The following is a 14,886-nucleotide window of genomic DNA, read 5'->3' as shown; positions in this document are numbered from 1 at the left end:
TTTTACTCCTGTTTTATTTGATTACTAAAAACTTACCTGTTTTAATTTCACCGTTATTATTGTTTTTTACAGTGAATAAATACATCCCTGTTGCAATTGCTTGTTCATTGTCTGAAAGAAGATCCCACGCATGTTCACCTCCGGCAAATTTCTGCTTTCCGTCAGGCGCATAAGTTTCAAACCATCTTACTTCTGAACTGTTACTGGATGATGTATGATCAATTCGTTTTACTATATCGCCAGAAAGTGTGTAGATAGTAATCTGGCAATCAGAAGGTAAATTGAAGAAATATAATTTCCTCAATCGCTCAGAACTTCCATCCCAGATAGCATTTCCATAATAAGGATTTGGATAAACACCGATCTGCACATTAGGATCTTCGGTAGAAGGAGTTCCCGGAAGAATTCTCTGAAAGTTAGCTAATGGTGATGATTCGAGGATATCAAGATTATTTTCCGGATCACCCTCATCAAATGCACTTACAGCAAATAAATACTGCCAACCGTTTAATAGATTTGACAATATGTATTTATAATAATATTGAACTGTATCACCGGGAAAAGTAGCTGGTTCAGGCAGTTCAACAAATTCAAATCCTGTATCAAACGAAACCCCATTAGCTGCACTGTCAAATTGAGCAAGTGTTACTAACGAATTGAAAATATCCTGACCGCCTTCTGTCAGATCAAAACCAGCCTGTGTTCTGTAAATTTTGTAACCTTCAAAATCTTGTTTGCCTGATATCGGATCGATGGATAACTCAGCTCGCTTATCCCAGTAGATTTCTACTTCCCTATCTTTTGGAATTACTTTTACGACAGGAACAACAGGAGGTGCCGGAAGAATATAACGAGTAATTTTTCCGTTAGAGTCAAGATCTTCACCCGGATCAAGTATTCCATTTCTATTTTTGTCTTCACCGTAATATGCCCGCAAAGCCCAATCAGCATTTACATATAAATTTTTCTTTTGTTCTTCAGTATCAAGGTTTGCCGGATCGGGACCAAATTTTTTAGCACACACAATTGCAAACACAACATTAATGGAATCTCCGGGTGCTATCGTAGGAAAGTGTCCATTAGTGATTAGTATTGATCTATTTGAAGGTGTTTTGATTTGCTCTGGTGTGATACCATCTTTCCATCGACTACCAGTTCCAAATTTACCCTGCATTTTATCATAACGTGCTACATCATTCTGAGGCGCGAAGAAATCGGGATCGTCAGTATTTCTAAATTGCCAAGTAACAAAATTCACTGACGGAATTGAATCATTCAATCCAATTGGGAACTTATCAGGTAATTTTGGTTCCGATCCGCAGTGCAAAACCCCAATGTAACTATCACTGAACCCAAGATCTCCTGCAGCATCAAACTCATAAGCAATTTTAATTGAATCGTTATATCCATCACCACCTTTATTAAAGAATGCACTCCCCGATGGTCTTCCAGTTATATTTGTATTACGAACAACAGCATCTGTCCACATTCCGACATAAACACTATCAATATTTCTTGTGCTGACATTTTTTATCCAATAATTAAATATCACGAAGAAATTAGCAAAAGGGAAATTCCAGGCATAAGTTTCCTGGTGAACGGAAATACCAAGAGGATTATGATCTATTATTGGTTCGCCATTAAGAAAAACTTTATTCGTATCTGTATAATCCATTAAGAAATCTTGATGAGAAATAGCTGCAGGACTAAAAAATCTTGAATCGAAAAGTGATGATCTCTCTTTAACACGGGTTCCTGCTGAATTAGTAAATTCAAAACCACCACCTCTGGCCGAAATTGACGCAGCATCTACTGCACCAGTTGTAACGAATGGACCTCCGACACCACGAATAAATCCACCTACATATAATCCTCCATCAAATAAATGTTCAATACCACTTCCAAGTGGATACTGACAGCTTGGTTGCTCAGGCCAGAGAACAAAACCATGTCCGTAAGTACCAAAATTAGTTATCGTAATTCCAATGTTGCCAATATTTGTGTACTTGCTGTTATCATCATCGAGGACTTTGGGGAATTTTCGGTCTTCATCACCGGGATTTGTAGTGAAGGCACAAAGAAGTATTGACAGATAGATTATCCGGTAACGAAGTTTCATTTATAAAAAGTAAAAAAGTCTTTTAATAATCCGAATGGTTAATAAACACACTGTGAAAATACGTAAAAAATATATTGGAGTAAATAAAGGAAATGTTAAGTTTTTGATGTCTAACGTTTGCTTAACATTACTTTAATAGTACCATTTTCTTTGTCTCAACATAGCTGCCGGATTGGAGTTGATAGAAATAGATGCCGGATACCAGCGCCCCGATACCGGATGATGCATTTAATTCAACTTCATATTCGCCAGCAGATTTTTCTTCATTAACTAAAGTTGCAACTTCATTTCCAAGAACATCATAGACTTTTAATGTTTGCCAACTGCCTATTGGTGTCTGCCAGCTGATCCTGGTGGTTGGATTAAATGGATTCGGATAGTTCTGGTAAAGGATAAAATTATCCGGAGATAAATCTTCAGCAATAACATCACTTGAATTTCCAGAAAAGAAATATTCTAACATACGATCAATATTAGCGCGCCAAAGTCCCCAGCTATGTCCTTCCGGTCGTTCGAGCCAGTCAAGTTCATAGCTATTAGACAAAAGAAAATCTCTGAAATCTCTCATATTCGTAAACAAGCTTTCATAAGTTCCCCAAATAGAACTCCATTTGATATCTTTAACCTGACCATTGATTACCAGATTATAAGCCTCGTAATTATTTGGCCAGAATGCCGCGGAATGAAGTCCACACAATCCAAATACTTCAGGATGATTGTAGCTGATGAGCGCAGAAATATTTCCACCAAAAGAATCGCCAAGTACTAATCTTTGCTTTGGATCAACTTTAGTTTTATAATTCGCATCAATGTAAGAAACGAGCTCATTTACAAAAAATAATCTGTATTGATTTCTTAGTGACCCAGCATACTCTTCGTTTCGATTATTTGGTTTTACAAACACAGCAATCACAGGTTCAATTTTTGAACTGTCGAGTAAGTTATCAATCACATTTACAGCCTTACCGAGGCTGATATACTCCGATCCATCCTGGAAATAAACTGTTGGATAAGTTGTAGAAGCCAATGAATCATAACCTGGAGGGAGATATATGTTTAAATGGTAAATTGTATCTACGTTAGTACTGTAAATAACTTTTGTTATTACTGTTCCATGTTGAATATTCGAACTATAATTTATTTCCCACGGTTGAATATACAAGGGCATTGATAATTCAGAATTAGGACCAAATCCTCCCTGACAGGTATTTGGATTTTCGGGATCAAGTATCCAAAAACTACCACTATTGTTTACAATAAAGAATTTGTAATCGAGACGAGCATCAAGTTCAAAATTTTCAGAACGATACCAGAAATTAGTTTCACTTAGTTTTGTCATTGGCCAGGCGGTAGCACTCCAGCCATTAAAATCACCGGGAACAGAAACTGAGTTAGGATTTCCCAAATAAATAAAATTTGCAGTTGAGTCTTCAATGAATGGGATTCCCTGAGTTCTAGCATAAGTCATAAAGCTGTCAACGGCAGATTGCTTTGCTGCAGGATCACCGAGCGAGTTAACGTGATTGATGAATTCCTGAAATTGGGATTGACTGAAAGTCAAAGATGAAAGAACAAAGTAAAAAGTTATAAGGAATATTTTCATAATCAGATTTTATTTTTTTCGAAAGAAAAATAAACAAAAAAGCCAGAATTTTCATTCTGGCTTTAATCATTAATTGATCTGATAAATTTTAACCTAGTGGAATTTTCTTTGCGTTATCTTTCAACCAATCACTGAAGCTTTTCAATTCAGGATTTAATGATTTTACAAAATCAATATTCCTCGCACCGCAGTAGTAATCATTAAAATCGTGCTTAAACTGGAACATATTTCCAACATCTTCAGCTCCGGGAAAATCTAAACCACGGTAAACATCAAAAGGAACTGCGTTGTATTTTACTTCTTCACCAAGTGCTTTTGTAAGTTCTTCGGCCATCTGTTTTCCTGTAAGATGCTCGCCCGCAATTCCAATTTTCTTTCCGATAAATTCATTACCTCGTTTGAAAACTGCATAAGCACATTTACCAATATCTTCAACTGCAATTGCCGGGAGTTTTTTATCACCCATTGGCATGTTTAAAGTTATTTTTCCATCTTGTCCTCGCGTCGGATTCCAGCCAAAGTAAATCATATTTTCCCAGTAAGCACTCGTTAATAATAATGTTACCGGAAGTTTTTCATTGACAAAAATATTATCAGCTTCTCCTTTTCCATCAAAGTGAGGAACTTTATACTTCCCCTGAAGCGTAGGCATTCGGTTATCATTCAATGGAACCCAGTTTCGTGTATCTTCAAGTGTTGACCATATGAGATGCTTAACATTTGTATCTTTAACAGCTTTTGCAATCAACTTTGCTTCTTCAATTTCTTTTTCGGCTGAAAAGTGATCCCAGAAAAATGTTACAGCAAATACTCCATAAGCACCATCGAAAGCTTTTTTCAGACTATCGTAATTATCGATATCCACAGCCATTACCTCTGCACCCAATTGTGCAAGCGCTTTTGCTTTATCTGAATTTATATCTCTTGTTAATGCTCGGACTTGAAACTCTCCTGATTTATCCGCAAGAATCGTCCGAACCAATCCACCTCCTTGTGCACCGGTTGAACCGAGTACGGCAATGATTTTCTTTTGTGACATAGATACTCCTTAGTTTTTATTTAAATGAATTAACTTTTTGCTTAACTGACTTTAGCGTGTTCGTGTGCGTGGTATGAGCTACGTACCAATGGCGAGGATTCAACAATTTTGAATCCCATTTTTAAACCCTCTTCTTTGTACATCCTAAATTCTTCCGGAGTGACAAATCTATCAACCGGTAGATGCACTTTGGTTGGCTGGAGATACTGACCGATAGTCATTATCTCGCATCCGTGATCATAAAGATCTTTCATCAAATCAAGAACTTCTTCTGTTTTCTCACCGATTCCAACCATAATTCCACTTTTAGTTTTTAGTCCTCTAGATTTTCCCGCAAATCGAGATCCCGCTTCGCCTTTAAAAATTGCTGATCCGCCATCCTCAAGTTCATCCCTGTTGACTGATGTAATTACTGCGTGTCTTAAATTCAATTGTTTAATTGCATCAACGACTCTTCGCGGTTCATCAAGATCAAGTTCAGTTGGCAAGCCAAGTTTAACGTTACAGAAACCACAGCTTCGTGTGCAGGTATCTCCAAGAATCATAAAAGTTGCAGTCCGGTGATTCCAGCATTCAGCTATATTCGGACATTTCGCTTCTTCGCAAACTGTGTTGAGTTTTTTCTCTCGCATCAAATTGCGAACATCGGAATAATTATCCCCGGTAGGAAGTTTTACTTTAAGCCAGTCCGGCCTTTTTCCTAATGGAATTTTTTCTTTTTCTATTTGTTCTTTAAATGCTTTTTGATGACGATTGATTACGCTCATAAATTTTCCCAATTGTCATCACGAATCCGGCAATTGTCGGATGAAGTGATCTCAATTAAAATCATAGATTGCTTCTCCCGACTAAAGTCGGAATCGCAATGACATTATTATAAAATATCAGATTCAAAATTTTCTAATGTTTCTTTCAAATGTTTCAGGAACATACCGCCCAACATACCATCAATTAGTCTGTGATCGTGTGATAACGTTAACGCCATTACTGGTCTGATTGCTATTGAATCAGAGCCTTCGATACTCACAACAATTGGTTTCTTGATTACAGCACCAACTCCAAGTATTGCAACTTCTGGTTGATTAATTATTGGTGTACCGAATACTGTTCCGAATACACCATAATTTGTGATCGTAAAAGTTCCGCCGGAAATATCATCAGGAGTTAATTTTTTATTTCGCGATCTGAATGCAAGATCATTAATTGCTTTTGCTAATCCAACAAGATTGAGCTGCTCAGCACCTTTAATGTTCGGGACTATCAGACCAGTTGGTTCAATTGCAACAGCAATCCCAAGATTAACAAAACTTTTCTGAAGTATAGTATTTCCATCAATACTTGAATTTATTAATGGATGAGCTTGAATAGCTTTAACACAAGCTTGTGCAATGAATGCCATATAAGTAAGCTTCACACCATACTTCTGCTGGAACTCATCTTTATTTTGCTGAATAAAATTATGGATTCGATTCATATCAACTTCGATCATTTCAGCTACGTGGACAGAAGTATCACGGCTCGCAACCATATGATCCATTATCTTTTGCCGAATATTGTCCATCGGAATTTTTTCAACTCCCGTTCCCGACAGTACAGTTCTGACTTCAGATGGAACAAATGATGGTGATGGAGCAGCAGTTCTTTCTTTCTTTTCTTCAAATGGTTTCGATGAAGGTTTTTGCTTTCCTCTTTTTTCAAGATAAGATAAAACATCATTCTTAGTTACTCTTCCCTGTAAACCCGTACCGGAAATTTTTCTTAATTCATCGAAACTTACATTTTCTTTCTGCGCAATACTGAGAACGAGAGGAGAATAAAATCCGTTGCCATCTCCTTTCAACTTTTCTCTTTCACTTATTTCTGCATTTCCAAAATTATCATGCATTGAAACCGGTTCACTCATTTCTGCTTTCTTTTCAGTCCTGGTTTCTTTTTTTACTGAAGTAACATTTCCTGCACCGGTTGATATTTTTGCAACTATCGTTCCTACTGAAACCGTTTCCTGCTCGCCTATCAGAACTTCAGCAAGAGTCCCTTCGACAGGTGAAGGAATTTCAGTATCTACTTTATCAGTACTTATTTCAAATATCGTTTCATCCTTTTTAATCTTATCGCCAACTTTCTTATACCATTTGATGATGGTTCCTTCCATCACTGATTCACCCATCTTTGGCATTTCGATTTCAATCAGATCACCTGATGGTTCTGACTTTTCACTTTGCAATGGAGCAGAATCTGTTTTTTCTTTAACCTTCTTTTCTTCAATCGCTGCTTCAGGTGTTTCTGCAATTTCCGAGGTGTTTCCACTGTCAATTACAGCTACTACTGTCCCGACTTCAACTGTGTCACCTTCTTTGTACTTAATTTCTTTCAGAACTCCTTCTGCCGGAGACGGAATTTCTGTATCAACTTTATCAGTGCTGATTTCAAAAATTATTTCATCCTGCTTAACGATGTCACCAACTTTTTTGTGCCATTTGATAATGGTTCCTTCGTTTACACTTTCACCCATTTTGGGCATGATTATGTCCATACGCTTTTTCCTCCGAGGCTAATGCACAGGCAGAGGCATAAAAATATTTTATTCATCTGATGTACCTGCCTTTTTCTCTAAAGAAATTATTAATGCTGTTAGTTCATTTACTATTTCAGTTGTGGATGATATTATTTCATCCAAGGTTGTTATATCGGAAATAAATCCTAATTTAAAAGAAGTAAAACTCTGACTCATCAATTCGTATCCACTTCCACGTGATATTTTGTAAAATCTTGTTTTGTCTCGTGGTTCAAACCTACCAATTCCTTCGGCATAATTATGGGAGACAGAATTTACTGCACGACGCATATCACTGATCAATCCGAATCTTTCATCGGATGGAAATGATTTTGTGATTTCATAGATTTTAAGAAGCAAATCAATTGACTTCCTCCAAACTGACATATTCATAAAACCCGGATATTCCATCGCCTTCGCCTCTGCCTTAGCCTACTTTCAAAATTCTATTAATTCTTTAATGCCAGAATAAATCTGTTGCCTGGACGGTAAAACTTCATTCTCTAAAACCGGTGCATACGGAATATGTGTATCCTTTGCTGCAATTCTTCTAACAGGACCATCAAGATATTGGAAGCAATTATCAGCAACTCGTGCAGCTATTTCCGCTCCGAATCCACCTGTAAATGTATCTTCGTGAATTACAATTACTTTATTTGTCTTCTTCACAGATCTGAAGATTGTTTCTTCATCAAGTGGAATGATCGTCCTGATATCAATAACTTCAACTGAATATCCAAATTCTTCTTCTAATTTCTTTGCAGCGAGTACAGAATCCCACATTGAAACTCCATAAGAAACAACTGTAATATCTTTCCCTTCTTTTACAACTTTTGCTTTTCCGAATGGAAGCAGATAATCATCTCCAGGCTCAAGTGATATTGCAGAACTTTGACGATAAAGCCCTTTGTGCTCACAGAAAAGAACCGGATCATTAATTCTGCATGCTGTTTTCAGTAATCCTTTCGCATCAGCCGCATTGCTTGGATACGCAATAAATATTCCAGGAACGTGAGCGTAAATTGATTCGATGTTTTGACTGTGACAAAGTCCGCCGTGAATGTAACCACCAACAGCAACACGAACTACAACCGGAGCTGACCATGCATTGTTTGAACGATAACGCATTGAAGCAGTTTCATTTTTCATTTGCATAAATGCAGGCCAGATATAATCACCGAATTGAATTTCAACAACTGGTTTTAGACCGGCTAGTGCCATTCCATTCGCAACTCCGAGAATGCTTGCTTCAGCAAGTGGTGAGTTAAATACTCTGTCATCACCAAAATTAGTTGAAAGTCCTTTTGTTGCCGTGAACACTCCGCCTTTCATATCTGCTATATCTTCACCAAAAATGTACATATCTTTGTTTCGTTTCATCTCTTCGTGAAGCCCGTGATTAATTGCGTCTACCATCACAATTTTTTCTCCGGAGGGTTCGCTCTTTTCGTAATCCATTGATTCTTTTAAACCACTTTCATCAAAAACATATCTTGCTGCATCTCTGGGATCAGGGTCAGCTGATTTAGAAGCTCTGTCAGCAGCTTCATCAATTTCACCATTAATTTCTTTCCATATTTTTTGATAATCATCTTCTGTCAGTATTCCTTCTTTCTTCAATTTAGCAACGAATTTTTCGATGGGATCCTTTTCTTTATCTTTTTCTAATTCATTTTTATCCCTGTATTTCTTCTGATCATCAGAAGATGAATGTGATTGAAGTCTAACTACATTTGCTTCAATGAGTGCAGGACCTTTTCCGCTTTTAATATATTCAATTGCCTTTTTTAATTCTTCATACGATTCAAAAAAATCAGTGCCGTCAATTCGTTTTCTGTAAAGAGTGTGGAATCCGCCCATCATCTCAGCCACTGAACCATCTTTACCAGCTGTTTGATGTTCGACCGGAACTGAAATAGCGTATCTGTTATTCTGAATTACAAAAAGTACTGGAAGTTTTTCTCTGCTTGCCCAATTAACTGCTTCGTGAAATTCTCCCTGACTGGTTGTTCCTTCACCACTACTCACATAAGAAACATTTTTTATTCCTTTTTTCCTCGAAGCTAACGCGGTACCGACTGCTTGCAAAAACTGAGTACCTGTTGGACTTGATTGTGATGGAATTTGTCCATTAATCATTCCCCAGTGAACTGGAAGTTGTCTTCCACCGCTAGCTGGATCCGTAGCTTTAGCAAAAGTTCCGAGAAAAACTTCTTCGGGAGTTAATCCAGCCATTAAAACTGTTCCGAGATCACGATAGTACGGGAATAACCAATCTTTTTTAGGATCGAGATGTAAACCAATCGCCATCTGCACTGCTTCGTGACCTTCTGCAGCAATGTGAAAAAATGTTTTACCCTGCTTGAGTAAACGCATCGCTTTGTTGTCAATAATCCGGGATCGGATCATCATTCTGAGTATATCAAGTAATTGCTTCTTTTCGAATCCCATCAATCCGTTGTTGGAAATATTTTTCTCTTTCATTGATATACCCGGCTTTTTGTTTTCAGGCTTGTTTTTCTTGTTTTGTTTAACGGTGTTGTTCACATCTTTTTTACTCATTGAACAACCTTCTCACTATGTGGTTGAATGATTTTTTGAAGTAATTCTTCTTTTTCAATAATCAATATTTTACTGTAATTGAACAAAGACACAAAATTATCCAACAATTTTTCTTTCACTTCATCTATATTAATTTCGTTTCCCAATTCTTGCTTAAGCGATGTAACTGATTTATCCTGAATACCGCAAGGAATGATTCCAGTAAATAAATGCAAATCAGTGTTCACATTAAAAGCAAAACCGTGCATCGTAACCCATCTGCTTACTTTAATTCCAATTGCTGCAATTTTACGGTCATCAATCCAGACGCCGGTATGTTTTTCATTCCTTCCGCATTTCAGTCCATATTCTTCACAAGTATTGATAATTACTTCTTCAAGCGCTCTTAAATATTTGTGCGTGTCTTTGCACCAGTTATTTAAATCAATGATTGGATAGCCGACAATTTGTCCGGGTCCGTGATAAGTAATATCACCACCACGATCAATATCATAAACGGAAATTTGATTTTGCCTTAAATAATCTTTTGAGCCAACTAAATTATCCTTGTGTGCAGTCTTACCCAGGGTATAAGTATTTGGATGCTCAAGAAGAAACAGGATATCATCAAGCTCACCTGAAACTCTTTTTGAATGAATCACATGCTGAAGATCCCAAGCCTCTTTATAATCGATGAATCCTAAATCGCAATATGTTAAAATCTTCTTTTCCATCTTCCATTTACCATCAAACATCTTTCACTAAATATGTATTGCTTCTCCATAAGCTTGAGCAGCAGCTTCCATAATAGATTCAGAAAGAGTTGGATGGGCGTGAATTGTTTTAATAATTGACTCACCTGTAGCTTCAAGAGAACGAGCAAGAGTTACTTCAGCAATCATTTCAGTTGCTTCACTTCCAATAATGTGTACACCAAGAATTTCTCCGTACTTTGCATCAAAAATCATTTTCACAAATCCTTCACGTTCACCAATTGCAAAAGCTTTTCCACTTGCCATAAATGGAAATTTGCCAACTTTAATTTCGTAGCCTTTTTCTTTTGCTTTTGATTCGGTTAATCCAACACTTGCAACTTGAGGCTGGCAATACGTACAACCAGGAATGTTATCATAATTGATTGGCGGATGGTGGATTCCTTTAATGTGCTCAACACAATGAATTCCTTCTGCAGAAGCAACGTGAGCTAACCACGGCGGACCAATCACATCACCAATTGCAAAAACTCCTGGAACATTTGTCTCATATGTTTCTTTGTTTACTTTAATATGATTTTTTTCAACTTGAATTCCTAGATCTTCAAGTCCAATTCCTTCAACATTTCCAACAACACCAATTGCATTAAGTACTTTTTCTGCATTTAATAGTTTCTTTTCACCATTCACATTTACTGTTACATTAACTTTATTTCCTTTTACTTCAGCTTTTTCAACCGTTGCGTTCGTAAGAATCTCAATTCCCCTTTTCTTAAAATTCTTTTCGAGTGCAACTGAAACCTCTTCATCCTCTATCGGCAGAATATGTTTAAGCATTTCAATTATGGTAACCTTTGTTCCAAGTGTAGAATAAAAATATGCAAACTCAATTCCAATAGCACCAGCTCCGATAACAATCAAATCTTTTGGCTGCTTATCGAGTATCATTGCTTCTGTACTTGTAATGATATTTTTTCTATCAACAGGAATCGCAGGAATATTTCTTGGTCGGGCACCAGTTGCAATTATAATTTTATCTGATTTTATTGTTTCAATTACTTTCCCTTTATCATCGAAAATTTCAATCGATTTATTTAGAAAAAGTTTTCCCAAACCTCTTACTCTGATCAACTTTATTTTTCTTTATGAGTATCTCAACGTTTTTGAAATGCGGTCTGATATATCTCGACTTCTTTTGATAATTTTGTTGAAGTCGAAATCAAGTCCTGATATTTTTAATTCCAAATTCATCACCATGGTTTTTAATTTGATCATAAATTTCAGCATTCTTTAGAAGAGACTTGGTAGGAATACAGCCCCAGTTGAGACAGATACCACCCAGGTTATCCTTGTCAATTACGACAGTCTTAAATCCTAGTTGACCCGCTCTGATAGCTGCAACGTAGCCTCCGGGTCCACCACCAAGCACAGCTATATCATATTGTTTTTGCATAAGTTATGGGATTCCTGATAATTTAGAATTGCGCAAATATAGCTAAGGCCGTGATGAAAAGAAAACTTGAAATAAAAATTATGACTTTTTGGTCATAGTATTACATTCGTAAAAAGAAAGCCCTCTTGCTCAGAGGGCTAATTGAACAGATTCACTTGAGATCTTATTTCATCAACATAAGTTTTCTTGTTTGGGTAAAGTTACCAGCTTGTAATTTGTAAATATATACTCCGCTTGATAAGATTACCGGCATCGAATCGAACTTCATAAGCACCGGGAGCTTTCTGCTCGTTTACCAGGGTGCTAACTTCATTTCCAAGAACATCATAAATTTTTAAGGATACAAATTCACTTGTTGGCACTGTAAACTTAATTGATGTAGAAGGATTGAATGGGTTCGGATAGTTTTGTTCCAGATTAAAATCACTAACTACCGATACACTCTCATTATTTTCATCCATAACTTTATTTAGTGCATTCTGTGCTTCATTTCCATAAAGTTGAGGTAATTCTACAACAGTACCATTTGCGAGGGCAGCAAATAATCCGAATGACTCACCATTCTGATTTGAAGATGGATCAAGGAAACCTGATGCAAATACAACCGCTGAATTTCCACCAAGTCCTCTCAAGTCAGCACTCCAAACTCCGACCACTGAAAAGTTAGGCCAGGGTGTTGTAATTACTATCCAGTTTCTCCAGGCGGGAACTGATACATAATTACTTAAATCACCATATGAAACATTCGTCAGGTAAATTCCAAGACCAAATATATTAACAGTTGGTGCATCAGTTGAACCGTGAACTGCAAACAAATCAACTTTATTATTACTGTTTGCTGTTTCTCTTGCATCATTTTTAGCAAATAGTGTGAAAGCGATATCTCTTCCGTTTGGATTCGGTGCAAAGCCAGTAGGATCAACAACTCCATTTGCAATCGCAACGTAAGTACCACCGTTTGCAAAATTGACCACAAAGTTTTTAATTGTATCATTTACTGAACCACTGTTTCCAGGTGCAATACCAATATTGATATCAACACCTGCCGGTACATCTATGTAAGGAGTAGCGGTCCTGAATGCAAAGTTGTCAAGTGCAAGTGTTCCGTTCAAATAAACATCAACACTTGATGCTATCGGATCTGCAGCGTTGTGAATTACTTGTAATCTTGCAAAAGGAGCAACTGCTGGTAGTTCTACAACAGTTCCGTTTGGAAGCGCTGCAAATAATCCAAATGGTGAACCGTTCTGGTTACCTGCCGGATTTAAGAACCCAGATGCGAAAACAACTGCTGCACCGCCACCTAAACCAGAAAGATCAGCTTCAAATGATGCGACGATTGTGTTATTATCATCACCAGGTGTAATATCAAGAATGTAGGAACCAGCAGGTACCTGAATGTAATCTGTAAAATCACTATAAGCTGCATTATCTACAAGTGTAGCAACATTTCTGGCAATAACATCAACGGTTGGTGCATCCGTAGATCCATGCAATACTACGAAATCAACTTTATTCTGCGACATTCCTTCTTCACGGATTCCATCCTTGGCAAATATTGTAAAAGCTATATTTCTTCCATCGGGATTAGCCGTAAATTGAGATGGATCAAGAACACCATTAGCAACACCAACATAAGTTTTTCCGTTTTCAAAAGTTACTGCAAAGTTCTTTATAGTATCGTTAACTGAACCACTGTTACCAGGCGCAATTCCTATATTGATTTCAACTCCTGCAGGCACATCAATGAAAGGTGTTGCAGTTCTGAAACCAAAATTATCTAATGCCAATGATCCATTAAGGTAAACATCAACTGAAGCTGCAATTGGATCAGCAGCATTATGAATTACCTGTAATCTTGCCATTGGTTGAACCATTGGAAATTCTACTACTGTTCCATTTGGTAAAGCGGCAAAAAGACCGAAAGCTGCACCGTTCTGGTTTACAGTTGGATCAAGAAAACCTGAAGCAAACACCACTGCAGCACCACCGCCAAGTCCTGTTAAATTAGCTTCAAATTCTGCGACGACAATTTTATTATTATTTCCAGGGTAATTTTTAAATGTACTCAGTCGGAAATAATCTCTTATAATTTGTGATATCTCCATAGGATGCGTTATTTACTAATCTTAATCCTGATTCTGTCACACCTTCTATACCATTTATACTACCGGTTTCTGCTTCAACGGATATATCTGAGTAACCTTCTGAATAAACGCGTTCAGCTAGTACATCAACTGTCGGTGCATCAGTTGAACCGTGTACTACTACAAAATCAACTTTATTCCAGCTTACACCCTGTTCACGTATATTATCTTTTGCGAACAATGTGAAACTTATATTTTTTCCGTCCGGGTTTGGACTGAATTGAGATGGGTCTAAAACGCCATTAGCTATCAGAACGTACTTTTTATTTTTATTTAAAGTCGCCTGAAAATTTTTAATAGTATCATTTACAGAACCGCTGTTCCCCGGTGCAATACCAATATTCAATAAAGTATTTGCCGGTATGTCAATGAAAGGTGTCGCCTTTCTGAATTCAAAATTATCAATTGCCAAATTCCCATTCACATAAACATCAACAACCGCAGCAACTGGATCTGCAGCATTGTGAATTACCTGAAGGCGAGTTGTTTGCTGAGCTAATAAAGATGAGAAAGTAAATAGAACGATTAAGGAGCCTAATATTTTTTTCATAATTCCTCCGTTGTTATTAATTAATTGATTAAAGAGCACAACCAAATAACATTCACGGGGAATCAATAGTTCCCAAGAACTGTTTTTTTTATAATACTTTTAAAATCATCAAATAAGCTTGTCCTGCATACAAACAATATTTCACAATGTCCAGTGTTTCTACCTTA

9 protein-coding genes and 4 pseudogenes are annotated in these 14,886 nt (G+C 37.0%); all 13 read right to left on the bottom strand.

The genetic code is table 11. The annotated features are described in order from the left end of the window. Positions 1 to 13: 13 nt before the first annotated feature. The 13 genes and pseudogenes from IPM14_16950 to IPM14_16890 all read right to left on the bottom strand — a co-directional run bounded on the left by IPM14_16950 (position 14) and on the right by IPM14_16890 (position 14,719). Positions 14 to 2,119: a hypothetical protein gene (locus tag IPM14_16950; GenBank protein MBK9099756.1), complete on the bottom strand. Its 2,106-nt coding sequence runs from the start codon at positions 2,117 to 2,119 to the stop codon at positions 14 to 16. 127 nt (positions 2,120 to 2,246) lie between these two features. Continuing rightward, positions 2,247 to 3,722: a T9SS type A sorting domain-containing protein gene (locus IPM14_16945; GenBank protein MBK9099755.1), complete on the bottom strand. Its 1,476-nt coding sequence runs from the start codon at positions 3,720 to 3,722 to the stop codon at positions 2,247 to 2,249. Between the two features lie 88 nt (positions 3,723 to 3,810). Next, complete coding sequence (locus IPM14_16940; protein MBK9099754.1) at positions 3,811 to 4,761, bottom strand: NmrA family NAD(P)-binding protein; 951 nt, start codon at positions 4,759 to 4,761, stop codon at positions 3,811 to 3,813. A 41-nt stretch (positions 4,762 to 4,802) separates the two neighbouring features. After that, positions 4,803 to 5,528, bottom strand: coding sequence for a lipoyl synthase (locus tag IPM14_16935; protein ID MBK9099753.1), 726 nt, complete (start codon positions 5,526 to 5,528; stop codon positions 4,803 to 4,805). Positions 5,529 to 5,635: 107 nt separating this feature from the next. Further along, positions 5,636 to 7,294: a 2-oxoglutarate dehydrogenase, E2 component, dihydrolipoamide succinyltransferase gene (gene sucB / locus IPM14_16930; GenBank protein ID MBK9099752.1), complete on the bottom strand. Its 1,659-nt coding sequence runs from the start codon at positions 7,292 to 7,294 to the stop codon at positions 5,636 to 5,638. A 48-nt stretch (positions 7,295 to 7,342) separates the two neighbouring features. After that, the gene (locus tag IPM14_16925) at positions 7,343 to 7,726 is read right to left on the bottom strand and encodes a four helix bundle protein (protein ID MBK9099751.1); all 384 of its coding nucleotides are present in this window, start codon (positions 7,724 to 7,726) and stop codon (positions 7,343 to 7,345) included. A gap of 27 nt (positions 7,727 to 7,753) precedes the next feature. Continuing rightward, positions 7,754 to 9,799, bottom strand: coding sequence for a dehydrogenase E1 component subunit alpha/beta (locus IPM14_16920; GenBank protein MBK9099750.1), 2,046 nt, complete (start codon positions 9,797 to 9,799; stop codon positions 7,754 to 7,756). 74 nt (positions 9,800 to 9,873) lie between these two features. Continuing rightward, on the bottom strand, positions 9,874 to 10,590 hold the full coding sequence (gene lipB, locus IPM14_16915) for a lipoyl(octanoyl) transferase LipB (GenBank protein ID MBK9099749.1): 717 nt from the start codon (positions 10,588 to 10,590) through the stop codon (positions 9,874 to 9,876). Positions 10,591 to 10,617: 27 nt separating this feature from the next. Continuing rightward, positions 10,618 to 12,022: pseudogene (gene lpdA, locus IPM14_16910) on the bottom strand (dihydrolipoyl dehydrogenase). A 163-nt stretch (positions 12,023 to 12,185) separates the two neighbouring features. Beyond that, a pseudogene (locus tag IPM14_16905) lies at positions 12,186 to 12,483 on the bottom strand (T9SS type A sorting domain-containing protein). 309 nt (positions 12,484 to 12,792) lie between these two features. Continuing rightward, positions 12,793 to 13,482: pseudogene (locus IPM14_16900) on the bottom strand (DUF4397 domain-containing protein). Positions 13,483 to 13,614: 132 nt separating this feature from the next. Then, positions 13,615 to 13,899, bottom strand: a pseudogene (locus tag IPM14_16895) (DUF4397 domain-containing protein). 181 nt (positions 13,900 to 14,080) lie between these two features. After that, positions 14,081 to 14,719 (bottom strand): DUF4397 domain-containing protein, encoded by a 639-nt coding sequence (locus tag IPM14_16890; GenBank protein ID MBK9099748.1) that lies wholly within the window; start codon positions 14,717 to 14,719, stop codon positions 14,081 to 14,083. Between the last annotated feature and the right edge of the window lie 167 nt (positions 14,720 to 14,886).

The organism is bacterium (assembly GCA_016716565.1).
Taxonomy (GTDB): domain Bacteria; phylum Bacteroidota; class Ignavibacteria; order Ignavibacteriales; family Ignavibacteriaceae; genus IGN2.
The sequence above is the reverse complement of the archived record's forward strand: the minus strand, read 5'-3'. Positions and strand labels throughout refer to the sequence as shown.

What these genes read in the sequence shown, in the direction of transcription:
- IPM14_16940 (MBK9099754.1), bottom strand. Translation starts at nt 4,761, where the DNA reads ATGTCACAAAAGAAAATCATTGCCGTACTCGGTTCAACCGGTGCACAA.
- sucB (MBK9099752.1), bottom strand. Translation starts at nt 7,294, where the DNA reads ATGGACATAATCATGCCCAAAATGGGTGAAAGTGTAAACGAAGGAACC.
- lipB (MBK9099749.1), bottom strand. Translation starts at nt 10,590, where the DNA reads ATGGAAAAGAAGATTTTAACATATTGCGATTTAGGATTCATCGATTAT.
- IPM14_16920 (MBK9099750.1), bottom strand. Translation starts at nt 9,799, where the DNA reads ATGAAAGAGAAAAATATTTCCAACAACGGATTGATGGGATTCGAAAAG.
- IPM14_16945 (MBK9099755.1), bottom strand. Translation starts at nt 3,722, where the DNA reads ATGAAAATATTCCTTATAACTTTTTACTTTGTTCTTTCATCTTTGACT.
- IPM14_16890 (MBK9099748.1), bottom strand. Translation starts at nt 14,719, where the DNA reads ATGAAAAAAATATTAGGCTCCTTAATCGTTCTATTTACTTTCTCATCT.
- IPM14_16950 (MBK9099756.1), bottom strand. Translation starts at nt 2,119, where the DNA reads ATGAAACTTCGTTACCGGATAATCTATCTGTCAATACTTCTTTGTGCC.
- IPM14_16925 (MBK9099751.1), bottom strand. Translation starts at nt 7,726, where the DNA reads ATGGAATATCCGGGTTTTATGAATATGTCAGTTTGGAGGAAGTCAATT.
- IPM14_16935 (MBK9099753.1), bottom strand. Translation starts at nt 5,528, where the DNA reads ATGAGCGTAATCAATCGTCATCAAAAAGCATTTAAAGAACAAATAGAA.